The sequence below is a fragment of the Pseudomonas sp. dw_612 genome (genome assembly GCF_018449725.1).
Lineage (GTDB): Bacteria > Pseudomonadota > Gammaproteobacteria > Pseudomonadales > Pseudomonadaceae > Aquipseudomonas.
In genome coordinates, this window is the sequence record NZ_JAAVVC010000003.1 from 345996 (window position 1) to 370547 (window position 24552).

At 60.3% G+C, this 24552-nt stretch carries 21 protein-coding genes; 14 read left to right on the forward strand and 7 right to left on the reverse strand.

Annotated features, from left to right (window positions below):
• On the forward strand, window positions 1-507 hold the full coding sequence (locus tag HB680_RS07215; RefSeq protein WP_213937849.1) for a hypothetical protein: 507 nt from the start codon (window positions 1-3) through the stop codon (window positions 505-507).
• Here the strand turns inward: HB680_RS07215 and HB680_RS07220 are convergent.
• Window positions 504-1925 carry a PLP-dependent aminotransferase family protein gene (locus HB680_RS07220; protein WP_213937850.1) on the reverse strand — a complete coding sequence of 474 codons (1422 nt, stop codon included), beginning with the start codon at window positions 1923-1925 and terminating at the stop codon, window positions 504-506. The genes HB680_RS07215 and HB680_RS07220 overlap by 4 nt on opposite strands.
• 179 nt (window positions 1926-2104) lie before the next feature.
• On the opposite strand from HB680_RS07220, the gene HB680_RS07225 reads away from it, so the two are divergent.
• Window positions 2105-2350: a DUF1127 domain-containing protein gene (locus tag HB680_RS07225; RefSeq protein WP_213937851.1), complete on the forward strand. Its 246-nt coding sequence runs from the start codon at window positions 2105-2107 to the stop codon at window positions 2348-2350.
• A gap of 119 nt (window positions 2351-2469) precedes the next feature.
• Here HB680_RS07225 and HB680_RS07230 read toward each other — a convergent pair whose 3' ends face one another.
• The gene (locus HB680_RS07230; protein WP_213937852.1) at window positions 2470-3762 is read right to left on the reverse strand and encodes an FAD-binding oxidoreductase; all 1293 of its coding nucleotides are present in this window, start codon (window positions 3760-3762) and stop codon (window positions 2470-2472) included.
• A 147-nt stretch (window positions 3763-3909) separates the two neighbouring features.
• On the opposite strand from HB680_RS07230, the gene HB680_RS07235 reads away from it, so the two are divergent.
• Window positions 3910-4263 (forward strand): YkgJ family cysteine cluster protein, encoded by a 354-nt coding sequence (locus HB680_RS07235; RefSeq protein WP_007947437.1) that lies wholly within the window; start codon window positions 3910-3912, stop codon window positions 4261-4263.
• Window positions 4264-4392: 129 nt separating this feature from the next.
• Here the strand turns inward: HB680_RS07235 and HB680_RS07240 are convergent, their stop codons facing one another.
• Window positions 4393-4881, reverse strand: coding sequence for an Lrp/AsnC ligand binding domain-containing protein (locus tag HB680_RS07240; RefSeq protein ID WP_010465173.1), 489 nt, complete (start codon window positions 4879-4881; stop codon window positions 4393-4395).
• 156 nt (window positions 4882-5037) lie between these two features.
• On the opposite strand from HB680_RS07240, the gene dadA reads away from it, so the two are divergent.
• The 6 genes from dadA (at window position 5038) to HB680_RS07270 (ending at window position 11307) form a co-directional block, all read left to right on the forward strand.
• On the forward strand, window positions 5038-6342 hold the full coding sequence (gene dadA / locus HB680_RS07245) for a D-amino acid dehydrogenase (protein ID WP_213937853.1): 1305 nt from the start codon (window positions 5038-5040) through the stop codon (window positions 6340-6342).
• Window positions 6314-6667, forward strand: coding sequence for a RidA family protein (locus HB680_RS07250; RefSeq protein WP_213937854.1), 354 nt, complete (start codon window positions 6314-6316; stop codon window positions 6665-6667). The genes dadA and HB680_RS07250 overlap by 29 nt, the downstream gene beginning before the upstream one ends.
• 96 nt (window positions 6668-6763) lie before the next feature.
• On the forward strand, window positions 6764-7840 hold the full coding sequence (gene alr, locus HB680_RS07255) for an alanine racemase (RefSeq protein ID WP_213937855.1): 1077 nt from the start codon (window positions 6764-6766) through the stop codon (window positions 7838-7840).
• A 128-nt stretch (window positions 7841-7968) separates the two neighbouring features.
• On the forward strand, window positions 7969-8517 hold the full coding sequence (locus tag HB680_RS07260) for a cupin domain-containing protein (RefSeq protein WP_047226150.1): 549 nt from the start codon (window positions 7969-7971) through the stop codon (window positions 8515-8517).
• 181 nt (window positions 8518-8698) lie between these two features.
• Entirely contained in the window at window positions 8699-9109 is a 411-nt protein-coding gene (locus tag HB680_RS07265; RefSeq protein WP_346657361.1) for a c-type cytochrome, read from the forward strand.
• A gap of 275 nt (window positions 9110-9384) precedes the next feature.
• The gene (locus tag HB680_RS07270; protein ID WP_213937856.1) at window positions 9385-11307 is read left to right on the forward strand and encodes an acetyl-CoA hydrolase/transferase C-terminal domain-containing protein; all 1923 of its coding nucleotides are present in this window, start codon (window positions 9385-9387) and stop codon (window positions 11305-11307) included.
• A gap of 112 nt (window positions 11308-11419) precedes the next feature.
• On the opposite strand, the gene HB680_RS07275 is transcribed toward HB680_RS07270, so the two are convergent.
• Both HB680_RS07275 and rep read right to left on the reverse strand, forming a co-directional pair.
• Window positions 11420-11992 carry a xanthine phosphoribosyltransferase gene (locus tag HB680_RS07275; RefSeq protein WP_020799401.1) on the reverse strand — a complete coding sequence of 191 codons (573 nt, stop codon included), beginning with the start codon at window positions 11990-11992 and terminating at the stop codon, window positions 11420-11422.
• A 56-nt stretch (window positions 11993-12048) separates the two neighbouring features.
• Entirely contained in the window at window positions 12049-14058 is a 2010-nt protein-coding gene (rep, locus tag HB680_RS07280) for a DNA helicase Rep (RefSeq protein ID WP_092276241.1), read from the reverse strand.
• Window positions 14059-14321: 263 nt separating this feature from the next.
• Between rep and HB680_RS07285 the strand changes: the two genes are divergently transcribed.
• The gene (locus tag HB680_RS07285) at window positions 14322-15995 is read left to right on the forward strand and encodes a bifunctional diguanylate cyclase/phosphodiesterase (protein WP_213937857.1); all 1674 of its coding nucleotides are present in this window, start codon (window positions 14322-14324) and stop codon (window positions 15993-15995) included.
• A 128-nt stretch (window positions 15996-16123) separates the two neighbouring features.
• On the opposite strand, the gene HB680_RS07290 is transcribed toward HB680_RS07285, so the two are convergent.
• Entirely contained in the window at window positions 16124-17521 is a 1398-nt protein-coding gene (locus tag HB680_RS07290; protein WP_213937858.1) for a NorM family multidrug efflux MATE transporter, read from the reverse strand.
• A gap of 158 nt (window positions 17522-17679) precedes the next feature.
• Here HB680_RS07290 and HB680_RS07295 point away from each other — a divergent pair, with 158 nt between their 5' ends.
• The 3 genes from HB680_RS07295 (at window position 17680) to HB680_RS07305 (ending at window position 22214) form a co-directional block, all read left to right on the forward strand.
• Complete coding sequence (locus HB680_RS07295; protein WP_213937859.1) at window positions 17680-18600, forward strand: LysR substrate-binding domain-containing protein; 921 nt, start codon at window positions 17680-17682, stop codon at window positions 18598-18600.
• A 173-nt stretch (window positions 18601-18773) separates the two neighbouring features.
• Window positions 18774-20750, forward strand: coding sequence for a methyl-accepting chemotaxis protein (locus HB680_RS07300; RefSeq protein ID WP_213937860.1), 1977 nt, complete (start codon window positions 18774-18776; stop codon window positions 20748-20750).
• 249 nt (window positions 20751-20999) lie between these two features.
• Window positions 21000-22214 (forward strand): aldose 1-epimerase family protein, encoded by a 1215-nt coding sequence (locus HB680_RS07305; RefSeq protein WP_213937861.1) that lies wholly within the window; start codon window positions 21000-21002, stop codon window positions 22212-22214.
• 5 nt (window positions 22215-22219) lie between these two features.
• Here the strand turns inward: HB680_RS07305 and HB680_RS07310 are convergent, their stop codons facing one another.
• On the reverse strand, window positions 22220-23713 hold the full coding sequence (locus HB680_RS07310; RefSeq protein ID WP_213937862.1) for a YifB family Mg chelatase-like AAA ATPase: 1494 nt from the start codon (window positions 23711-23713) through the stop codon (window positions 22220-22222).
• 190 nt (window positions 23714-23903) lie between these two features.
• Here HB680_RS07310 and HB680_RS07315 point away from each other — a divergent pair, with 190 nt between their 5' ends.
• On the forward strand, window positions 23904-24134 hold the full coding sequence (locus tag HB680_RS07315; protein WP_213937863.1) for a hypothetical protein: 231 nt from the start codon (window positions 23904-23906) through the stop codon (window positions 24132-24134).
• Window positions 24135-24552 lie beyond the last annotated feature (418 nt).

Sequence of the window (24552 nt, forward strand, 5' to 3'; positions counted from 1 at the left end):
ATGAAGTGTGTGGTTTTTGCGGCGGCGCTGACGTGCCTTGCCTCGTTTTCGGCTGCGGCCCGGGATGACTGTACGTTGAGCCTGAGCCCGGGGCAGGTGGCCTTCGGCTCGTTGACGCGCGGGGTGCTGGAGGGCGGTTCAAGTTTCGGCGTGCGCACGGTGCAACTGCGCATTCAGTGCCCGGCGCCGCAGCCAATGAGGTGGCAATTTATCGCCCCCGCAGCGGACTCGCTGCGCTATCGCTGGGGCGCCGGGACGTTGCAGTTGAGGATCGTGTCAGCTCGATTGGACGGCGCCGCGGTGCAGTGGGCCGCCGAGAGTGGTGAGCCTTTGCAGGAAGACGTTTTGCGGCCGGGTGAGCGGGTTGTTGCATGGCGCACGGGCGCGATTGCTTCTGGCGCTCATCTTGAGGTCGAGCTGGAAGTGGACGCTCGGGTGAGCGCTGGGGCAAGTCGCGTCAATGACCTGACCCGATTTGAAGGCGGCGGTCGTTTTCAGCTCGATTAAACGGTTTCGGCGAGCAACTGGATCGCCGCTGCTCCGACCTTGCGCACCGCCTCTTCAATCTGCGCCGTCGGTTTGGCCGCGTAGTTCATGCGCAGGCAATTGCGGTACTTGCCCGAGGCCGAAAAGATGCTGCCCACGGCAATCTGTACGCCTTGGTCGTGCAGAGCACGATTCAGTTTCAGGGTATCGAAGCCTTCCGGCAGTTCGACCCACAGCATGAAACTGCCCTGGGGACGACTGGCCCGGGTGCCGGCCGGGAAATAACGCGTGACCCAATCGATCATCATGTCGCGATTACGTTGATATTGGGTGCGCATCCGCCGCAAATGCGGTTCGAAGTGGCCGCCCTTGAGGAAGTCTGCGATGGCGATTTGCGCTTGTGGCGCGGTGGAGCCGGTGCTGATGTATTTCATGTGCAGCACCCGTTCCAGATAACGGCCCGGCGCTACCCAACCGATGCGCAGCCCTGGCGCCAACGTCTTGGAAAAGGAACTGCACAGCAGCACGCGGCCGTCTTCGTCGAAGGATTTGATCGTGCGCGGACGTGGGTAGGTGTAGGCCAGTTCGCCATACACATCGTCCTCGATGATCGCCACGTCGAAGCGCTGTGCCAGGTTCAACAACGCGCGTTTGCGCGCCTCCGGCATGATGTAGCCCAAAGGGTTGTTGCAGTTGGGGGTCAACTGTATGGCCTTGATCGGCCATTGTTCCAGGGCCAGTTCCAGCGCATCGAGGCTGATGCCGGTGATCGGGTCGGTGGGGATTTCCAAAGCTTTCATGCCCAAGCCCTTGAGGGTCTGCATGGCGCCGTGAAAGCTCGGCGAATCCACGGCCACGATGTCGCCGGGTTCGCAGATGGAACGGATGCTGGTGGAGAGCGCTTCGTGGCAACCGGTGGTCACCACCAGGTCGGCGGCGCTCAACTGGCAGCCGGAATCTAGCATCAGGCGCGCGATCTGTTCACGCAGTTCGAGATTGCCGTGAATGTTGTCGTAATACAGGCCGGGCATGTCCTGACGCCGGCTGATCTGCGCCAGCCCGCGCAGCAGCGGCTTCATGGTCGGCGTGGTGATGTCCGGCATGCCCCGGCCCAGTTGCACCACGTCTTTGCGCGGCACGGCGCGGATCAATTCCAGCACCTGATCCCACTGGGAAATATCCACCGGGCGTTGGGCCGGACGACCCACGGCGGGCAGCTCCGGCAGCTCGCGGCTGACCGGCACGAAGTAACCGGATTTCGGTTTCGGCGTCGCCAGCCCGCTGTCTTCCAGCACCCGATACGCCTGCTGAACCGTGCTCAAGCTGACCCCATGCTCGACACTCAACGCCCGCACCGACGGCAGCCGGTCACCGGGGCGATAGAAGCCCTGTTCGATACGCGTGCCGAGCAATTCGGCGAGATTGACGTAAAGGGTCATGACACTGCCTCGGTATAGGTGATTCGGTTAACCAGTACAGATGGGGCAAAAATTAACGATTCAGAGGTTTTAACGGTCAATCTGTATGGAAATAATACAGTTGCTTTGAATCTGTAATGCTTTTCGCCGTCCGCGCATCATGAAACCTCTGGCTACCCAAGTAAACAGGAGCATTCAAAATGAACGGCTTGAGCGATGTGCGGCTGACGTTACACAGTCAGGAACTGGCAGCAGGGCAGAACCACGGCACCCGTGAGGCGCGCATGCGCAACGCGCCGTCCTGCCTGAATCGCTGGGATCTGTTCTGGCATCGTCTGCACACGCGCAAGGCGTTGCTGAACCTGACCCCGGAGCAGTTGCGGGACGTGGGGTTGAGTCGGGAAGAGGCGTTGGCGGAGGGGCTTAAGCCTTTTTGGAGGATTTGATAGCGGCGGTGTCCTGTCGATTGCTTTCGCGAGCAAGCCCGCTCCCACAGGAGGGCTATGAGCACCATAGATCCAATGTGGGCGCGGGCTTGCTCGCGAAGGCGTCAGTAGCCACGCTATCAAACCAACTCTTTAAGCCGATGCCAAAGCATCCCCAACGCCAACAACGGCGAACGCAAATGCTTTCCACCGGGAAAGGTGATGTGCGGCACTTGGGCAAACAGATCAAACCCGCCACTGTGCTGGCCACTGATAGCCTCGGCCAACAACTTGCCCGCCAGGTGCGTGGCATTTACCCCGTGACCGGAATACGCCTGGGCGTAATACACATTCGGCTGGTCCTTGAGCCGGCCGATCTGCGGCAGGCGGTTGGCGCCGATGCCGATCATGCCGCCCCATTGATAGTCGATCTTCACCCCGGCCAGTTGCGGGAACACCTCCAGCATCTTCGGCCGCATATAGGCTGCGATGTCTTTCGGGTCCCGACCGGAATAATGGCAGGCGCCCCCGAACAGCAAGCGCCGATCCGCCGAGAGCCGGTAGTAATCCAGCGCCACGCGCTGGTCGCAGACCGCCATGTTCTGCGGCAGCAGCGCGTGAGCCTGTTCCTCGCTCAACGGCTCGGTGGCGATGATGTAACTGCCGGCGGGCAGCACTTTGCCGCTGAGTTCAGGGTTGAGGTTATTCAGGTAAGCGTTGCAACCGAGCACCAGGGTCTTGGCGCGAACCGTGCCCTGGGCGGTGTGGACCTTCACTTCGGTGCCGTAATCGATACGGGTGACCGCCGACTGTTCAAACAGCTTCACACCCAATTGCTGCGCGGCGGCGGCTTCGCCCAAAGCCAGGTTCAGCGGATGCAAATGCCCGGAACCCATGTCGATCAAGCCGCCGACGTAACGGTCGGAGCCGACCACGCTGTGCATTTCGTTGGCTTGCAACAAACGGGTTTCGTAGCGATAACCGAGGCTGCGCAGTTCTTCGGCGTCTTCGGCGAAGCCTTCGAGGTCACGAGGTTTGTTGGCGAGGTCGCAGTAGCCCCAGGTCAAATCGCAAGGGATCTGAAAACGCTCAACCCGCTGTCGGACGATTTCCACCGCTTCCAGGCCCATGAGTTTCATCTGACGCACGCCGTCGGCACCGATGACGTTGGCAAACTGATCGAGGCCGTGGCCAACGCCGCGAATCAATTGCCCACCGTTGCGCCCACTGGCGCCCCAACCGATCTTGTGCGCTTCCAGCAGCACCACGCTGAGGCCGCGTTCGGCCAGTTCCAGCGCTGTGTTCAACCCGGAAAACCCGCCGCCGACCACGCAAACGTCAGCCATCAGCTCACCCCGCAGCACCGGATGCTCGGGCTGCGGCAGGCTGCTGGCGGCGTAATAAGAAGCGGTGTGCCGGGCAGGGGCATTCATGCGTGGATTCCTGATGCGTGTGTTTGGAAAATTTGACGGAGCATAAGCCGGACCTTCCGGCGCGGGCAACACTGGTCGGTTGCGGCTGTATGGAAAGGGCCGGATGCGTCAGAATCCCGGTCTATTCCGCTTTTGGTCACCGCTTCGATGAGTTGCAACAGTCAGAAAATTCGCACCTTGCGCCAGCAGATTCCCTCGTTCGAGTGCGTGCCCGGCTGCCATGACTGCTGCGGTCCGGTCACGACTTCACCAGAAGAAATGTCGCGCCTGCCGCGCAAGACCCGCGCCGAGCAGGATGCGGCGATGGATGAACTCAATTGCGTACACCTGGGCCCCAACGGCTGCACCGTGTATGACGAGCGGCCGCTGATTTGCCGGCTGTTCGGCACCACCAAGACCTTGCCCTGCCCCAATGGGCGCGGGCCGGTGGAGCTGATTCATCCGCGGGTGGAGAAGCAGATTCATGAGTACATGGCCAGCACCCGGCAAGTCCTCGTCTAAAGGAAGACCGAGTCGCCTGCCTTCGCGAGCAAGCCCGCTCCCACATTCGATCGCATTCTTACAGGAAGAACACGGATAAATGTGGGAGCGGGCTTGCTCGCGAAGGCGTCCCCCCAGGCACCGCTGTAATCAATCCGGAATCGGCAAACACAAACTCTCTTTCACCTCTTCCATCACGATATAGCTCTTGGATTCGCGCACATGCGGCAGTTTGAGCAAAATATCGCCGAGCAATTTGCGGTACGAGGCCATCTCGGAAATCCGCGCTTTCACCAGATAATCGAAATCACCTGACACCAAATGGCATTCCAGCACGTGGGGCAGTTTCAGCACCGCGCGTCGGAACTCTTCGAAAGTGTCGCCGGATTTGTAGTCGAGGCTGATCTCGACGAACACCAGCAGACTACCCTTCAGATGCTGCGGATTGAGCCGGGCGTTGTAGCCCATGATGATCCCTTCGCGCTCCAGGCGCCGGACCCGCTCGGTGCACGGCGTGGTCGACAGACCGACCTTTTCCCCCAGCTCGGTGAAGGAGATGCGCCCGTCTGCTTGCAGTATCCGCAGGATGTTGCGGTCGATCTTGTCCAGCTCACGTTTGGTCTGAGTGTTGGTACGCATAGGGGATGCGCCTCCGTGAAAAGGGTTTTTGCCGAGAATTGTCGCCAAATATAGGCACTTATATAGTGAAAAGCACTGGCTAATCTTTTTTAAACTGCCCACATCTTCGGTCTGCACAACACACGTCAGCGGTACGCCGCGATGAGGGATATGAAAATGCGCGTTATGGTCTTGGGTAGCGGCGTCATCGGTACCGCCAGTGCTTACTATCTGGCTCGTGCCGGGTTTGAAGTGGTGGTCGTGGACCGGCAGCCGGCTGCGGCCATGGAGACCAGTTTCGCCAACGCCGGGCAAGTGTCGCCAGGCTATGCCTCGCCGTGGGCCGCGCCGGGTGTGCCGCTCAAGGCCATCAAGTGGTTGCTGCAACGCCACGCGCCGCTGGCGATCAAGGCCACCGCCGACATCGACCAATACCTGTGGATGGCGCAGATGCTGCGCAACTGCACCGCCAATCGCTATGCGGTGAACAAGGAGCGCATGGTCCGTCTGTCCGAGTACAGCCGTGACTGCCTCGACGAATTGCGTGCCGAAACCGGCATTGCCTACGAAGGCCGCAGCCTGGGTACTACACAACTGTTCCGCACCCAGGCCCAGCTCGACGGCGCCGCGAAAGACATCGCCGTGCTGAAAGAGTCCGGCGTGCCGTTCGAACTGCTCGACCGCGCCGGCATTGCCCGTGTTGAACCGGCCCTGGCCGCCGTCACTGACATTCTGGCCGGTGCCCTGCGCCTGCCGAACGACCAGACCGGCGACTGCCAGATCTTCACCACCCGCCTGGCCGAAATGGCCGTGAAACTGGGCGTGGAATTCCGTTACGGCCAGGACATTCAGCAACTCGACTTCGCCGGTGATCGCATCAACGGCGTGTGGATCGACGGCAAGCTGGAAACCGCTGACCGTTACGTCCTGGCACTCGGCAGCTACTCGCCGCAACTGCTCAAGCCGCTGGGCATCAAGGCCCCGGTGTATCCGCTCAAGGGTTACTCCCTGACCGTGCCGATCACCAACCCGGCGATGGCCCCGACCTCGACCATTCTCGACGAGACCTACAAGGTCGCGATCACCCGTTTCGACAACCGCATCCGCGTCGGTGGCATGGCTGAAATCGCCGGTTTTGACCTGTCGCTGAACCCGCGCCGGCGCGAAACCCTGGAGATGATCGTCAACGACCTTTATCCTCAGGGCGGCGATCTGGCCCAGGCGAGTTTCTGGACCGGTCTGCGTCCGACCACCCCGGACGGCACGCCGATTGTGGGCGGCACGAAATTCAGCAACCTGTTCTTGAACACCGGCCACGGCACACTCGGTTGGACCATGGCTTGTGGTTCCGGTCGCTTGCTGGCGGACCTGATGGCGAAGAAAACTCCGCAGATCAGCGCCGAAGGCCTCGATATTTCCCGTTACGGCAGCAAAATCCAGGAGTCCGCAAAACATGGCAATCCAGCGCCAGCTCACCAATGAACGCATGAGTCAGATCGTCGCCCACAACGGTACGGTTTACCTGGCAGGGCAAGTCGGCGATGACATGAGCGCCGGGATTGAACAGCAGACCCGTGAAACCCTGGCCAATATCGAGCGTTTGCTCGATCTGGCGGGCACTGACAAGAGCCATTTGCTGTCGGTAACGATTTACCTGAAAGACATCGACGCGGATTTCGCCGGCATGAACTCGGTGTGGGACAAGTGGCTGCCAAAAGGCGTCGCGCCAGCCCGTACCACCGTTGAGTCGAAGTTGTGCGAACCGGAAATCCTGGTTGAGTTGTCGGTGGTTGCCGCACTGCCTTAACCCGTAGTAACGATCCCTCTCCCGGTGCTGTTGGCGGTTCACGCCGTCAGCCAGCGCCGGTTTTTTATTCCCATGACCGCCTAGAAGTCTGCCGCCATGCGTCCTGCCCGTGCCCTGATCGACCTTCAAGCCCTGCGTCACAACTACCAAATCGCCCGTGAAGTCACGGCGGGGGCCAAGGCCCTTGCGGTGATCAAGGCCGATGCCTACGGCCATGGCGCAGTGCGTTGTGCCCAGGCGCTGGAAGCCGAGGCAGACGGGTTTGCAGTGGCGTGCATAGAAGAGGCGCTGGAACTGCGTGCGGCGGGCATTCGGGCGCCGGTGTTGTTGCTGGAAGGTTTTTTCGAAGCCGATGAGCTGTCGCTGATCGTCGAGCATGATTTCTGGTGCGTGGTGCATTCGCTGTGGCAGCTCGAAGCGATCGAGCAAGCCGCGCTGAGCAAGCCGATCACGGTCTGGCTCAAGCTCGATTCGGGCATGCACCGGGTTGGCTTGCATCCAAAGGATTATCAAGTGGCCTATCAACGGCTGCTGGCCAGCGGCAAAGTGGCGAAAATCGTCTTGATGAGCCACTTCGCCCGGGCCGATGAACTGCACGAACAGGCGAGTGCCGAGCAGGTGGCGGTGTTCGAAGCGGCGCGTCAGGGTTTGGCCGCCGAGGTCAGCCTGCGCAACTCACCGGCGGTGCTCGGTTGGCCGCAGATCCCAAGCGATTGGGTACGTCCGGGCATCATGCTCTACGGCGCCACCCCTTTTGAAGAAGCCAACGCCGTGGCTTCGCGCCTGCAACCGGTGATGACTCTCGAATCGAAAGTGATTTGCGTGCGTGAACTGCCGGCCGGCGAACCCGTTGGCTATGGCGCCAGGTTCATCACCCAGAAGCCGATGCGCATTGGCGTTGTGGCGATGGGATATGCCGATGGCTACCCGCGGCATGCGCCAACCGGTACGCCGGTGCTGGTCGCTGGGCAACGCAGCCAACTGCTTGGCCGGGTGTCGATGGACATGCTCTGCATCGACCTGACCGATGTGCCGCAAGCCGGCCTCGGTTCGACCGTCGAGTTGTGGGGCAAAAACGTCCTGGCCAGCGAAGTGGCCATGGCCGCCGACACGATTCCTTACCAGATCTTCTGCAACCTGCGCCGGGTGCCGCTGCTCTATTCCGGGGCTTGACCCGAGGCGCCACGCGTCGGAAGTCGCCGCGCCGAACAGGATTCAGGCCAAAGTGTTGTAAATACTGAACGCTGTCGCCATGATAACGCTCAATATTCCTACAACCTGAATCCCTGGAGGCTCCAGCATTGGACGTCGGTGAACGACTGCAATCCATCCGTAAGCTCAAAGGTCTTTCGCAGCGTGAGCTCGCCAAGCGCGCGGGCGTCACCAACAGCACCATTTCGATGATCGAGAAAAACAGCGTCAGCCCCTCGATCAGTTCGCTGCGCAAAGTCTTGGGCGGGATTCCCATGTCCATGGTCGAGTTTTTTTCCGAAGAGATCCTGCAGGAAAAACCGACTCAGATCGTCTACAAAGCCAACGAGCTGATCGATATTTCCGATGGTGCCGTGACCATGAAGCTGGTCGGCCGTGCGCACCCGAGCCGGGCCATCGCCTTCCTCAATGAAATCTACCCGCCTGGCGCCGATACCGGTGACGAGATGCTCACCCATGAGGGCGAGGAAACCGGGATTCTGGTCGAAGGGCGGCTAGAGTTGGTGGTCGGCGCAGAAACTTTTGTGCTCGAAGCCGGCGACAGCTACTACTTTGAAAGTACCAAGCCGCACCGTTTCCGGAATCCGTTCGACGCACCGGCGCGACTAATCAGCGCAGCCACGCCGGCGAATTTCTAAGAAAAGAGGCGTCCTGCCAGCACTGCCGAGGCGCCCGAGCTGTTTTCCACCGCACAACAAGACCCCTTCGACTTTGGGGTTGTTTCAGTGTGGCGGGCTTGCCGTTATACTTGCGCCCGCCTGCGAACCGTGGCCGCGGGCGTGAATAGCCACCATTGAGGGTGAACGCGTGAACCTAATTATGAAAATGCTGGCTGCACCAGCAACCGTATTGGCCCTTTGGGCTGTGAGCGCACAAGCTTCTACTGACGATATTGCCAAACGCCTTGAGCCTGTCGGCCAGGTCTGTGTAACGGGTCAAGAATGCAAAGGGATGGAAGTCGCTGCTTCGGCAGGCGGCGGCGGGGCCAAGACCCCGGACGAAGTAATTGCGAAACATTGCAACGCTTGCCACGGTACCGGCCTGCTGGGCTCGCCAAAAATCGGTGACGCGGCTGACTGGGGCAAACGTGCCAAAGAACAAGGTGGTGTTGACGGCCTGCTTGCCAAAGCGATCTCCGGCATCAACTCCATGCCGCCAAAAGGCACCTGTGCCGATTGCTCTGACCCAGAGCTGAAAGGCGCGATCGAGAAGATGTCCGGCCTGAAATAAGTCGTCATCTTCAGCGAAAAGCCGCTTGCGAGCGGCTTTTTTGTGCCTGCGATTTGCCTTGAAGACCACCACCAACCCATGTGGGAGCGGGCTTGCTCGCGAAAGCGGTGTGTCAGTCGGCAAGTATGTTGAAGGTCAGACTGCATTCGCGAGCAAGCCCGCTCCCACATGGGATCTTTAGTGTTTGCAAGATTTGGTTACTGAGACTGTTATTTGCAGCAAAGACCCGGCAAGCTCGGTCCAACCCCAATTCACGGAGCGTGCGGGAGGATCAGATGGTGCAGTTGTGTTCTATCGAACAAGCGGTCGATGACGTGCTGGCAAGGTTGCCGGCGCATATTCATATGGGCTTGCCTCTGGGGTTGGGCAAACCCAACCACTTCGTCAACGCGCTGTTCCAACGCATCGCCCAACTGCCCGAGCGGCGGCTGACGATCTACACCGCTCTGTGCCTCGGTCGTCCTTCCTTGGGTGATGGTTTGCAAAAGCGCTTCCTCGAACCCTTTATCGAGCGGGTCTTCGGCGATTATCCGGAGCTGGATTTTCTCGCCGAGTTACAAAAAGACAACCTGCCGCCGAACATCCAGATCCAGCAATTCTTCATGCAGCCCGGTAGCCTGCTGCACAGCGCCCAGGCTCAGCAGGACTACGTCAGCAGCAACTACAGCCATGCTGCGCGGGACATCAACGCCGCCGGTTTGAATCTTGTTGCGCAACTGGTGGCCAGCCATGCCGATCACCCGGATCGCCTGAGCCTGAGTTGCAACCCGGACATCACCCTCGACCTGTTCCCGATGATCGAAAAACGCCGGGCGGCGGGAGAGACGATCCTGATCGTCGGTCAGGTGCACAACGATTTGCCCTACATGCCCGGGGATGCGGAACTTGGCATGGACGCGTTCGACCTGCTGATCGACGCGAAGGACAACACCACGCTGTTCTCCACGCCGAACATGCCGGTGGGTTTTCAGGATCACTTCATCGGCCTGCACGCCAGCACGTTGGTGCGCGATGGCGGTACGTTGCAGATCGGCATCGGCTCCATGGGCGATGCGCTGACGGCGGCGCTGCTCGCGCGTCAGGCGGATAACGCCGGGTACAAAGCGTTGCTGGCGGACCTGAACCTGAGCCAGTGGGCGCAGTTGATCGAGCGCGAAGGTGGCGTCGAACCGTTCGCCAAGGGCCTGTACGGGTGCAGCGAAATGTTCGTCAACGGTTTGCTGGTGCTGGCCGATGCCGGGATCGTGCGGCGCAAGGTCTACCCAGACGTACCGACCCAGCAACAGGCCAACGACGGCACCCTCGACGAAGCGGCGCAAACCGATGGCATCTCGGTGCACGGCGGATTTTTCCTCGGGCCGCGCAGTTTCTACGAGCGCCTGCGCGAATTTCCCCAGAGCAAACGCCTCGAATTCAACATGACCCGCATCAGCTACATCAACGAGCTCTACGGTCAGGAAGAACTCAAGCGGTTGCAGCGTCTCGACGCGCGATTCATCAACACCGTGTTCACGATGACCCTGATGGGCGCCGGCGTGGCGGATCAGCTGGAAGACGGGCGGGTGCTCAGCGGTGTCGGCGGGCAGTACAACTTCGTCGCCCAGGGCCATGCGCTGGAAGGTGCGCGTTCGGTGCTGATCCTGCGCAGCTGGCGCGAGTCGGGCGGTGAGGTCAATTCGAACATCGTCTGGGAATACGGCCACTGCACGATTCCCCGGCATTTGCGAGACATCGTGGTCACCGAGTACGGCATCGCCGATTTGCGGGGCAAGACTGATGCAGCGGTGATCGAGGCGTTACTCAACGTCAGCGATTCACGCTTCCAGCCGGGGTTGATTGAACAGGCCCAGGCCGTTGGCAAATTGCCGAAGAATTTCCGCATCGACCCACGGTTTGCCGACAACCACCCGCAGCGTTTGCAGGCGATTCAGGCGCGGCATCCCAACCTGTTTCCGGAGTATCCGCTGGGCTGCGATTTCACCGAGGTGGAGCGGGACCTGTTGCGAGCGCTGAACTGGTTGAAGAGCAAGTTCAAACTGAGTGAGATTCTGGAGCTGGGCAAGGCTGCGCTGGATGCGCCGGAAGCCTCGCAATACCCGGAGCATCTGGAGCGGATGCAACTGACCGACACGGACGGGTTGAAAGAGGATTTGTTTCAGCGGTTGTTGCTCACGGGCCTGAAGGCCACCGCGCAATAACAGTCGATACAAAACCACTGTGGGAGCGAGCTTGCTCGCGATGGCGGTTTAACAGCCAACAATGATGTTGAATGTTATGGCCTCATCGCGAGCAAGCTCGCTCCCACATTTTTTATTCTATGAAGGTCACGACCCCGCCAGCCAGCGATTGAACGCGAGCCAACGATTCAACCCGATAACCCTGCGCATCCAGTTCCGCACGCCCACCCTGGAACGACTTCTCGATCACAATCCCCAAGCCGGCCACGGTCGCGCCGGCCTGCTTGATGATCGAGATCAGCGCCTGGGACGCCTTACCGTTGGCCAAAAAGTCATCGATGATCAGCACGCGGTCGCTGCTGGTCAGGTGGCGCGGGGAAATCGCCACGGTACTTTCGGTCTGCTTGGTGAACGAGTAAACGGTCGCCGACAGCAGGTTTTCGGTCAGGGTCAGGGACTGGTGCTTGCGGGCGAAGATCACCGGCACGCCGAGGTTCAGGCCGGTCATGATCGCCGGAGCAATGCCCGAGGCTTCGATGGTGACGATCTTGGTGATGCCCGAATCCTTGAACAGCGTGGCGAATTCGTCGCCGATCAGCTTCATCAGGGCCGGGTCGATCTGGTGGTTCAGAAAGGCGTCGACCTTCAGGACCTGGTCGGAAAGCACGATGCCTTCTTCGCGAATTTTCTTGTGCAGTGCTTCCATGAAGCTTTCCTCTAAGGACGCTTGTGCGTCCAGGGCTGGTTAAAAAGTAGTCGATTCTAGCGCTTTAACATCGCGCGTATATCCGCCAATGCGGTATTGCCGCGAACGGCTTTGACTTCCACGGGTGTGTCGTCATTGCCCTCCCAGGCCAGATCGTCCGGCGGCAGCTCATCGAGGAAGCGGCTGGGTGCGCAGTCGATGATCTCGCCGTACTGCTTGCGCTTGGCGGCGAAGGTGAAGGCAAGGGTCTGACGCGCGCGGGTGATCCCGACGTAGGCCAGACGGCGTTCTTCTTCGATGGTGTCGGCTTCGATGCTGGAACGGTGCGGGAGGATTTCCTCTTCCATGCCCATGATGAACACGTAGGGGAATTCCAGGCCCTTGGAGGCGTGCAAGGTCATCATCTGCACGCCTTCGGCGCCGTCTTCCTCTTCCTGCTGACGTTCCAGCATGTCGCGCAACACGAGTTTGCCGATGGCGTCTTCGACGGTCATCTCGCCTTCTTCGTCTTTCTCCAGGGTGTTTTTCAACGCCTCGATCAGGAACCAGACGTTACCCATGCGGTAATCGGCGGCTTTGTCGCTGGAGCTGTTGGTGCGCAGCCAGTTCTCGTAGTCGATGTCCATGACCATGCTGCGCAGGGCCGAAATCGGGTCTTCGCCGGCGCACTGCTCACGGACCTTGTCCATGAAGCGCTTGAAGCGCGACAGGCGATCGGTAAACCGCGTATCCAGATGCTCGCCCAGGCCGATTTCGTCAGTGGCGGCATACATCGAGATTTTGCGTTCGGTGGCGTAGTTGCCGAGTTTTTCCAGGGTCGTCGAACCGATTTCCCGGCGCGGCACGTTGATCACCCGCAGGAAGGCGTTGTCGTCGTCCGGGTTCACGATCAGGCGGAAGTAAGCCATCAGGTCTTTCACTTCCTGACGTCCGAAAAAGCTGTTGCCGCCGGAGAGTCGGTAAGGAATCTGATGGTGTTGCAGCTTCAGCTCGATCAGCTTGGCCTGGTAGTTACCGCGATACAGGATCGCAAAGTCGCTGTACGGCCGGTCGGTGCGCAAGTGCAGGGTCAGCAACTCGACGGCCACACGCTCGGCTTCGGCGTCTTCGTTGCGGCAGCGGATCACGCGAATTTCGTCGCCGTGACCCATCTCGCTCCACAGTTGTTTTTCAAACTCGTGGGGGTTGTTCGAAATCAGCACGTTGGCGCAGCGCAGGATGCGGCTTGTGGAGCGGTAGTTTTGCTCCAGCATCACCACTTTCAGGGACGGGTAATCGTCCTTGAGCAACATCAGGTTTTCCGGCCGGGCACCGCGCCAGGCGTAGATCGACTGGTCGTCGTCGCCGACCACGGTGAACTGGTTGCGTGTGCCGATCAGCAACTTCACCAGCAAATACTGGCTGGCGTTGGTGTCCTGGTATTCGTCCACCAGCAGGTAGCGGACCTTGTTCTGCCACTTTTCGAGGATGTCGGCGTGTTCCTGGAACAGCTTCACCGGCAGCAGGATCAGGTCGTCGAAGTCCACCGCGTTGAACGCCTTGAGCGTGCGCTGATAGTGGGTGTAGACGATGGCGGCGGTCTGTTCCTTGGGGTTGCGTGCGTTTTCCAAGGCTTCGGGCGGCAGGATCAGGTCGTTTTTCCACGAGCCGATCATGTTCTTGATCTCGTCGACGCCGTCGTCGCCCGCGTATTCCTTCTGCATGATGTCGGTCATCAGGGCTTTGACGTCGGTCTCGTCGAAAATCGAGAAGCCCGGTTTGTAGCCCAGCCGCACGTGTTCCTTGCGGATGATGTTCAGGCCCAGGTTGTGGAAGGTGCACACCGTCAGGCCACGGCCTTCGCCGCCCTTGAGCAGGGTGCCGACCCGTTCCTTCATCTCGCGCGCGGCCTTGTTGGTAAAGGTCATGGCGACGATGTACTGGGCACGGATGCCGCAGTTCTGGATCAAGTGCGCGATCTTGCGCGTGATCACGCTGGTCTTGCCGGAGCCTGCACCGGCGAGCACCAATAGAGGGCCGCCGACGTAGTTCACGGCTTCTTGCTGCCGGGGATTGAGTCGGGACATACAGGATCAGGGAGTCATTTGCGAAATGGGCCGGCATTTTAACAGGCTCAGCGAATTGTGCTGCTCTCTCCGACTTGTGACGCAACACGCGATCTCTAATTGCCGGTTTTGTTACTTTCACGCAGGATGCGCGGGGGTTTTGCGTCTAATGTTCGTATTCCAGATACAAAACCGCGTTTGATAACCCAGGTCATTTGGTCATTGGTTATCGGCGCGGCATAATGCCCGCCGCCTCCATCATTAGCAGAGTCTAGGGAGCTAGCTTGTCTACGCCTGTCGAACCCTTGCGTTTGCTGCTACTGGCCGAAGAGCCAGCGTGGGCAGCGTTGTTGCGCGAGTGTCTGGCTCCAATGGGGAGCTCGGCAGTGCTGATCAGCGCCCCGAGTTGGGAGTCGGTCAGCAGTCTGTTCGAAGACAACCGCAGCGCAGTGCTGTTGACGATCCCGGCCCTTCAGCCGGCGCCCGGCCGTTGCAGCCTGCCGACAGTGTTGTTGCTCGAGCACGAGCCGCATTTGCCGCCCGACGGCGTGAGCGACTGGCTGGTACGTGACCTGCTCGACCCGGGCATGTTGCGCCGCTGCCTGCGCCATGTGCGCGAGCGCGGCGTGTTGGAAAACACCTTGCAACGCCTGGCCGAGCAAGATCCGCTGACCGGCATCGCCAACCGCCAGGGTTTTCAGACCTTGCTCGCGGCGCGTCTGGCGGAAAACGACGGTCGTGGCCTGGCCCTCGGGCATCTCGACCTCGACAACTTCCGTCACGCCAACGACGCCCTCGGCCATCAGGCCGGTGACCGATTGATCCTGCAAGTGGTCGCGCGGCTGAAGAGCCAGCTTGAGGCCGGCGATCAACTGGCCCGCCTCGGCAGCGATGAATTCGCTCTGCTGATCGACACCCGCCGCGCACCGCAACGTGCGGAATGGATGGCCGAACGCATCACTGAAGCGCTGTCCGAGCCTTACTGGGTCGACGGCGAAAGCCTGTTGATCGGCTCCAGCCTCGGCATTGCCCACGCCCGGGCCCAGGCCGGCGCCGACCCGCTGATGTGGCACGCGCACATCGCCATGCAGCAGGCCAAAAGCACCCAGGGTTGCACCTTTCATATCTTCAACGAACGCATCAACCGCAATGCCCGCAGCATGGCCGATCTGGAAAGCGAGCTGCGCCGGGCCTTGCGTCGTGATGAGCTGGAACTGCATTACCAGCCGCGCCTGAACCTTGAGGACGGCCAGATCGTCGGCCTCGAAGCGCTGGTGCGCTGGCGTCACGCCGAACGGGGCTTACTGCCGCCAAGCGAGTTCGTGCCGCTGGCCGAGCAAAGCGGTTTGATTGTGCCGCTGGGTTACTGGGTGATTTCCCGGGCCCTGCGCGATATGCAGGCGTTGCGCGAACGGGGTTTGCCGGCGTTGCACATGGCGATCAACCTGTCGTTCCGGCAGTTTCAGGACAGCCAACTGCTCTCGACGCTGAGTCGTTTGATCGCCGAACGTGGCGTCGAAGCGCAATGGCTGGAATTCGAACTGACCGAAACCGCGGTGATGCGCCGCAGCGATCTGGTCAAGCAGACCATGGATGCTCTTGGCCGCCTCGGGGTGCGCTTTTCGCTGGACGACTTTGGCACCGGATTTTCGTCGTTCGTGCACCTCAATAGCCTGCCGATCACCTTGCTCAAGGTCGACAAAAGCTTCGTCGGCGGCATGGAAGAGCGGGAAGAGAACCGCAAACTGGTGCACGCGATGATCAACCTGGCGCACAACCTCAACCTGGAAGTGGTGGCCGAAGGTGTGGAAACCCCGGAGCAGCTGGATCTGTTGCGTGGGTTTGGGTGTGATCAGGTGCAGGGGTATTTGATCAGCAAGCCGTTGCCGTTGGCGGAGTTGGTGGAGTATCTAACGTTTGGCAGCAGTCAGCAGCCCGCCCTCGAAATCGTGAGCTGACCCCGAACCCAATGTGGGAGCGGGCTTGCTCGCGAAGAGGCCGTGTCAGGCAACATCGCTGTCGACTGACACACCGCATTCGCGAGCAAGCCCGCTCCCACAGGGGATCTCATTCCCATAGAGGGATCTCAGTCTGGCTGAGGGACCTCGAAACGTTGCTGTGGCGCAGGCTCGCGCCGAATCATCCGTTTCATTTTCCACTCAAACGCCAGCGTCAGACTCACCGCCGCGCAAGCGAGCCCCAGCGCCAATCCCCACCACACGCCCGTCGGCCCCCAATTCAGATTGAAGGCCATCATCCACGCGGCCGGCGCACCAATCAGCCAATAACAGCCCAAACCCACCAGGAACGTAGTCTTGGCGTCCTTGAGCCCGCGAATGCAGCCCATGGCGATGGTTTGCGTGCCGTCGAACAGCTCGAACCATGCTGCCACCGCCAGCAAACTCACGGCCAGGTCGATGACCGGACGAAAGGCCGGGTCGTTATGATCGAGGAACAAACCGATCAGCTGATTCGGCAATAGCCAGAAGACCATGGCGAAGGCCAGCATCGAGGCGCCGCCAAACGCGATCCCGACCCGACCGGCCAACCGCGCATCGAGCAACTGCCCGGCGCCGTAGTGCTGGCCGATGCGCATGGTGATCGCATACGAAAGCCCCGCCGGCACCATGAATGCCACGGACACAATCTGCAGGGCAATCTGATGCGCCGCCAACTGCGTGCTGCCCATGGTGCCCATGCACAACGCCGCGAACGCGAACAGCCCGACTTCCACCGCGTAGGTGCCGCCAATCGGCAGGCCCAGGCGCCACAGTTCCTTCAGGTACTGCCGGTTCGGCCGCGACAGGCCCTGGCGCAATGGATAAGCGTCGTAAGCCGGATGCCGCCGAATGTGCAGCGCCAGCGCCACGACCATCAGGTTGGCGACAATCGCGGTGACCAGACCGATCCCGGCCAGGCCCATTTTTGGCAAGCCAAACATCCCGGTGATAAACGCATAGTTGAGGACGAAGTTGGCCACAGTGCCGCCCAGGCTGATGACCATCACCGGCGTTGCCCGGCCGATGGCGCTGGTGAAGCCGCGCAGAGCCATGAAACTCAGGTAACCGGGCAGGGCGAACGGCAGGAACGTCAGAAACAGCCCGGCGGAGTGGACGTTGGTTTCGGTCTGGCCAAACATCAGCAGCACCGGTTTGAGGTTCCACAGCAGCAACCCGGCCACCAGCGCCATCAACCAGGCGAGCCACAGTCCGGCCTGGGTCAGCCGTGCCGCGCCGACGATATCGCCCGCGCCCTGACGGATCGCCACCAAAGTGCCGACCGCCGCAATCACGCCGATGCAGAAAATCGACACGAACGAGTAAGTCGCCGCGCCCAGGCCACCGCCGGCCAGCGCCTCGGGACTCAGGCGCGCCATCATCAAGGTGTCGGTGAGGACCATCAACATGTGCGCCAACTGCGAGGCAATCAACGGCCCCGCCAGCCGCAGGATGGCCCAGAGTTCGGTACGTGCTGGATGCTGCATGGTCATCACGCTCCTTGGTTACAGATAACTGGAAAGGCTCGATTCTCGGCGCTCTGCGGGGTTTGCACAAAGGGATAAAAAGGATGGGTGGCATGATTAAAACTCATCCAGGATTGTTTCTGATAAGTTGGCCTAATCCCGCTATAGGAGCTTTCTCCATGTCTCGTCGGCTTCCTCCGTTGTATGCCCTGCGCGCATTTGAAGCGGCGGCGCGGCACAGCTCCTTCACTCGGGCGGCGGAAGAACTGTCGATTACCCAAAGTGCGGTCAGTCGGCACATTCGTACGCTCGAAGAGCATTTCGCTTGTCGGCTGTTTCACCGCAGTGGGCGCAACCTGCAACTGACCGATTCGGCGCGGCTGATCCTGCCCGGCATCCGCGAGGGGTTCACGGCCCTGGAACGGGCCTGCAATACGCTGCGCGCCGAAGACGACATCCTACGCATGAAAGCTCCGTCGACCCTGACCATGCGTTGGCTGCTGGCGCGGCTCAGTCGCTTTCGGCACTTGCAACCGGGCAACGAGGTGCAACTGACCAGCGCCTGGATGGACATCGACACGGTGGACTTCAACCACGAACCGTTCGATTGCGCGGTGATCCTCAGCAACGGAAATTTCCCACCGGACTGGGAGACGACCTTGTTGTTTCCGGAAGAGTTGATTCCGGTGGGCGCCCCCAACTTGCTGGACGACCAGCCCTGGGATGTTGCGCGACTCGCCAGTACTGAACTGCTGCACCCGGCCCCGGACCGCCGCGACTGGCGCAGTTGGCTGGAACGCATGGGGTTGTCTGATCAGATATCGCTCAAGGGCGGGCAGGTGTTCGACACGCTGGAGCTGGGCATGATCGCGGCGGCCCGGGGTTATGGCGTGTCGATGGGGGATTTGCTGATGGTGGCAGAGGACGTGGCCCAAGGACGTCTGAGTTTGCCGTGGCCGACGGCCGTCGCCAGCGGCGAGAAATATTACCTGGTCTGGCCGAAAACCCGCCCCGGGGGTGAGCGCATGCGCCGGCTCAGCGACTTCCTGCAAGGGGAAGTCCGGGCCATGGAACTGCCGGATGTTGAACGTCTGAGCTGAATCGATATAGTGGCTATGCGCTATAACCTGGCCCATGACTCAAGTATTCAGGTTTGCCGCCGAAAATCTGCAGGTGGGACCGTCGTGCAGGTTTCACGTTTTTCCCTAATTCGAAATTTTGCTGAGCGTTTATCCGGATCAAGGAGGATCCGGTCGCTCGGCCAGGAGCTGTCATGTCTCAACCCCGTGCCCGGATCGCCTCACAGCTTGGTCTTGCGCTTGCCGTGATTCTGGCGATTGTCATCAGCGGCAGCACCGTGTTCGCCCTGCGCTCGCTGGACACCGCCAACCTCGCCACCCGCGAAGAGCACCTGGCCAGTGAGGCCCGGTTGCTGGCGGATCAGCTCAGTACGTTCCACGGCACGCTGCGCGAAAGCACCCAGCGCCTGAGTGGCCTGTTCGAGAAACGCTTCAGCGCCGGCCTCAGCGTGCACCCGGATGAGCCGGTGACGGTGGCGGGCGTACAGACCCCGGGCCTGCACCTGGGCAGCGAAGTGTTGAACAACAACTTCAAGGAAGTCGACGAGTTCAAGCAGATGACCGCCGGCGTGGCCACGTTGTTCGTGCGCAGCGGCGAAGACTTTGTTCGGGTCAGCACGTCGCTGAGCAAACAGGACGGCAGCCGCGCCATCGGCACCTTGCTGGACCACGCTCACCCGGCCTATGCACGCTTGATCGCGGGGCAGAGCTATGTCGGTCGCGCCTTGTTGTTCGAACGCTCCTACATGACCCAGTACACCCCCGTGCGCGACAGCAGCGGTAAGGTAATTGCCGTGCTGTTCGTAGGATTCGATTACACCGACGCGCAGAATGCGCAGTTCGAAAACCTGAAACGCTTCCGCATCGGCCAGACCGGTTCGTTGGCGCTGCTGGATGAGCAGGGCAAATGGCTGGTGCCGATTGCCGGTGTGCAAGCGCAGGAGCAAGCGGTATCGGCCGTCGTTGCGCTGGCGAAGACGCCGGGCAAGGGCGATTTCTGGACCGACAAATCGGAAGATTTCTACAGCGTCGCCGTGCCGTTCGATGGTGGCCCCTGGTCGGTCGTGGCGAGCATGCCGCAAGACGAAATCAGCGCCGTGACGTGGAGCGTCGGCATTCAACTGGCCATCGGCAGTCTGCTCGCGATGCTGATCGCGGTGGGCTCGGCGGTCTGGTTGCTGCGCAGCAAACTGGCTCCGCTGGGCGACTTGGTACGTCAGGCCGAAGCCTTGGGTGCCGGTGATTTGAGCGTGCGCCTGAATGTGTCGAGCAACGACGAAATCGGCCAGTTGGCCCGGGCGTTCAACCAGATGAGCCAGGCCCTGTCGACCATGGTCGAGCACATCCGCAAGGCCTCGGTCGAGGTCAACAGCCGTGCCCAGGCCTTGTCCGGTCTGTCCGGCGGTGCTTATGAAGGGATGGAGCAGCAGTCTGGCGAAATCACCAGCATGGCCGGCGCCGTGGAAGAATTCAGCGCGACCTCCCTGAACATTGCCGACAACATGAGCAGTACCCAGCGTATGGCTCAGGAAAACGCACAACAGACGCAGATCGGTCGTACATCGATGCAGGAAGCGTCCTCCTCCCTGGAGCAAATCGCCGGCGCGTTGAACAGCACCGCGACCGTGATCAACACCCTCGGCCAGCGTTCCCAGGAAATCGGCGGCATCGTCGGGGTGATTACTGCGATTGCCGACCAAACCAACCTGCTGGCGCTGAACGCCGCCATCGAAGCGGCCCGAGCCGGCGAGCAGGGTCGCGGCTTTGCGGTGGTTGCGGATGAAGTGCGCAATCTGGCATCGCGGACCCGCGAAGCGACGGACGAAATCTCCGGCATGATCCAGAGCATCCAGCAGGAAACTGGCAACGCCATCAGCACCATGGAACAGGGCAATGTGCTGATGCAGGAAGGCTTGTCGCGTAATGCCAACGTCGCTTCGGCCCTGGCGCGGATCGATGAGCAGAGCCGTTCGGCGGGCCAGCAGTTTGCCGCGATTACTACCGCGACCCAGGAGCAGAGCAGCACCGCGACATTGCTCAGCAGCAACTTGCAGAGTATTGCGCTGGCGAACAGCGAGCAGCGGGAGGTTGTTTCCAATCTGGCCATCACCGCCAAGGAGCTTGAATCGCTGGCGGCGGACCTGCGGCATGAGGTTGACCGGTTTCGTTGAGGTGCCGCTGAAATAGCTTTCGCGAGCAAGCCCGCTCCCACAGTTGATCTTCGGTGTTCACAAATCCTGTGTTCACCGTTGAACTAATGTGGGAGCGGGCTTGCTCGCGAATGCATCGACTCAATTCTCCATTTTTAATCCGAAAACCCGCATCACTATTAATTTTGCCTTCGGTGTAGTGCTTTTAAGCTTGATGAATCGTTTCAGCAAGACTATAAAAATGGCACAACTCCAAGAAAGGCTTCTCCCATGACCCCGCTCAAACTCATCGTTGCCCTCAGCGCACTGTCCGCTGCCTCCCACGCCATGGCCTGGGATTACGTCCTGCTCGACACCGACAAAGCCGCCCAGAACTGGCAAATCACCAGCCAACAACTCGGCGTAAAAACCGACAAACCCTTCTCCGTAACACTGCGCACCTTGCACGGCGGTCGGCAGGAGGGCGTCAGCATCGTCGACATCGATAACGGCACGCTGAAACTCTCGGTGGTGCCGACCCGTGGGATGAACGTCCTACAAGCGTCTGTAGGCAATGTGCGCATGGGCTGGGATTCACCGGTCAAGGACGTGGTCAATCCGTCCTTTATCGAACTCAACGGTCGCGGCGGCCTGGGTTGGCTCGAAGGCTTCAACGAACTCGTCGCCCGTTGCGGCTACGAGTGGGTCGGCCACCCCGGCATGGACAACGGCGAACTGCTGACCCTCCACGGCCGCGCCGCCAACATCCCGGCCAGCAAAGTCACCCTGCACATCGATGAAAAACCACCGTACGCCATCAGCCTGCGCGGTGAACTGAAGGAACAGGCCTTCAAAAAAGTCGACTTCTCGGTGCAGACCGAACTGGTCACCGAGCCCGGCAGTGTCGCGTTCGCCCTCAACGATACCTTGACCAACAACGGCGACTACCCGAAGGAATACCAGGCGCTCTACCACAGCAACTTCAGCACCCCGTTCCTGGAACAGGGCGCCCGTTTTGCCGCGCCGGTGAAACAGGTTTCACCGTTCAACGACAAGGCCAAAGGGGACTTGCCGGACTGGCAGACCTATCGCGCGCCGACCAAGGATTACGACGAGACCGTTTACAACGTCGTGCCATATGGCGATGCCAAGGGCGACACGTTGACTGTGCTGCATAACAAGGCTGGCAGCCTCGGGGTTTCGGTTGGCTTCAATACCCAGCAGTTGCCGGTGTTCTCATTGTGGAAAAACACTGATACCCAGGGGCAGGGGTATGTCACCGGGTTGGAGCCCGGGACGAGTTTTTCCTACAACCGTCGGTATCAACGGCCACTTGGATTGGTGCCGACGATTGGGGTGAAAGAGCAAAAGCAATTCCAGATTCACTACAGCCTATTGGCGGATAAAGGGGCTGTGGATAAGGCATTGGCGCGGGTGAGTGAAATTCAGGGTGGGCGGGCGACTGAGGTGAGGCCGGCGCCGTTGGTGGATTTGAGTAAGGAGTAAGGCCATCAGTTGGCAGTCGGCCGATATTGCAGTGCTTCGGCGAGATGCTCACGAGTAATACCATCGACTTGCTCAAGGTCCGCCAACGTACGCGCAACCTTGAGCAATCTGTGGGCCGCTCGCAGTGACAACGTCAGTCGCTCACAAGCCGATTCCAGCCAGTTTTCATCGGCTGTGGATAACTTGCAGTGCCGACGCAGACCCGGCAGATCAAGGAAAGCATTGGCGCAGCCCTGGCGCTTGTGTTGCCGCTCCCTTGCGTCGGCGACCCGTTTGGCAGCGGTGGCGGTGTCATCACCGGGTTTGGGCAAAGGATTCAACGCCGTGGCTTCCCGAGCGACGGTCAGGTGCAGGTCGATGCGATCCAGCAGCGGCCCGGAGAGTTTGTTGCGGTAGCGCTGGACCATGTCCGGTGTGCAACTGCATTTGCCGCTGGGTTCGCCAAGATATCCACAGGGGCACGGGTTCATCGCGGCGACCAGTTGGAAGCGTGCCGGGAAACGCACGCGGTCTTTGGCGCGGGATATCACGATGTGGCCGGATTCCAGTGGCTCCCGCAAAACCTCCAATACCTTGCGATCAAATTCCGGGAGTTCATCGAGGAATAGAACGCCATGATGGGCGAGGGTGATTTCGCCGGGTTGCGGCTTGGAACCGCCACCCACCAATGCCGGGCCGGAAGCCGAATGATGGGGTTGGCGGAATGGTCGCTGGGGCCAATGACTCAGCGGCATGCAACTGACAACTGATTGAATCGCCGCGACTTCCAGCGCTTCCGCCTCGGCCAAGGGTGGGAGCAGCCCCGGTAAGCGGCTCGCCAGCAAGGTTTTTCCCGTTCCCGGCGGGCCGCTAAAGAGCAAGTTATGAGCGCCCGCCGCCGCAATCAGCAACGCACGTTTGGCCGACAGTTGACCCTGCACTTCATTCAAATCGGGGTAGGGTTTGCTGGCGTACAGCAAGCCATCGGAAACGTAAGGTTCCACGGGCGTATGGCCATTGAAATGTGCCACCGCCTGAAGCAGATGATCCACCGCGATCACCTTTAACCCGGATGCCAGGCACGCCTCTTCGGCATTCGCCCGCGGCACCACCAGCGTTCGCCCGGCCTTGCGCGCCGCCAACGCTGCCGGCAACACACCGCGAACCGCCCGCACTGCGCCCGACAGCGCCAACTCTCCCAAGCATTCCACGTCATCCAGCGTCAACGTCGGCACTTGCACACTGGCCGACAGAATTCCCAAGGCAATCGCCAGATCGAACCGCCCACCGTCCTTCGGCAAATCCGCCGGGGCAAGATTCAATGTGATGCGCCGCGCTGGAAATTGCAGGCCGGAATTGATGATCGCGCTGCGCACCCGATCCTTGCTTTCCTTCACGGCAGCTTCGGGCAAACCGACCATCGTCAGTGACGGCAAGCCGTTGGCCAGGTGGACTTCTACGGTAACGGCGGGGGCATCGACACCAATCTGGGCGCGGCTGTGGACGATGGAGAGGGACATGGTCGTTCCTTGAGCTTTTACGGGAACCGCTTCCTGCGGTTTTTGAAGGGTAGTCGGGTGGTGTGGCGACGCAGGTGCCAAATTTTCGCAGGATGTTGCGAGCGTCTTTCGGGTGGGGGAAAGCTTAAGGGTGTGGGGATTGTCGACGTAATCAGTCGCGGGATGAGGTTGTTGTAGGACGTTGCCTAGAGTGATGAAGGATGTGGCGAAAGCTGAATTGGAGGCGAAAAAAAACCGCCTTGAGTTGGCGGTTTTTTATTTGCAGGCTTCGGTGAGGCCGAGGCCTGCGCTTCCTCAATGGAAACACCCACCAAGGAAAGCCTATTCAAATTTGATCATCTGGGCAAGCGTCAATTACGATCTGCTGATGGTAGAAACTAACAACAGCGAGGAAATGGAGAGGACATTCGCCACTTCATGATTTGATACAACTCGTTAACAGATTTGAAAGGTAAGCATTGAAAGAACTGCGATAGCATTCGCCGCGATGAGGCTCGATGAGTGAGTGATTCCGAAGGGTGGCCGGGAACGTAAAGATTTTCATGTTCCTCAACACGGTGTGAGAATCGTGCCGGCGCTGGTTTTGGGGAGCCCACACCCGGCCGCCTCAATGGAAAACACCCACTTGTATTCCCAAAGGTGCGCGTACACCGGAAAGCGTACTGGAGGTTTGGCCTCACGCAAGGAGGGCCAAAGTATGTCTAAGTTTCTTAAACATATGTGGAGCCTCGTCAGGAACGCGCTATGGGCTTTTCGCCTTTACGAGTTTCTGCGGGACCGCTGGAATGATCCGCAGTAAGGATTGACCCGGCGGAAACCGCCCCGGCTTCGGCTGGGGC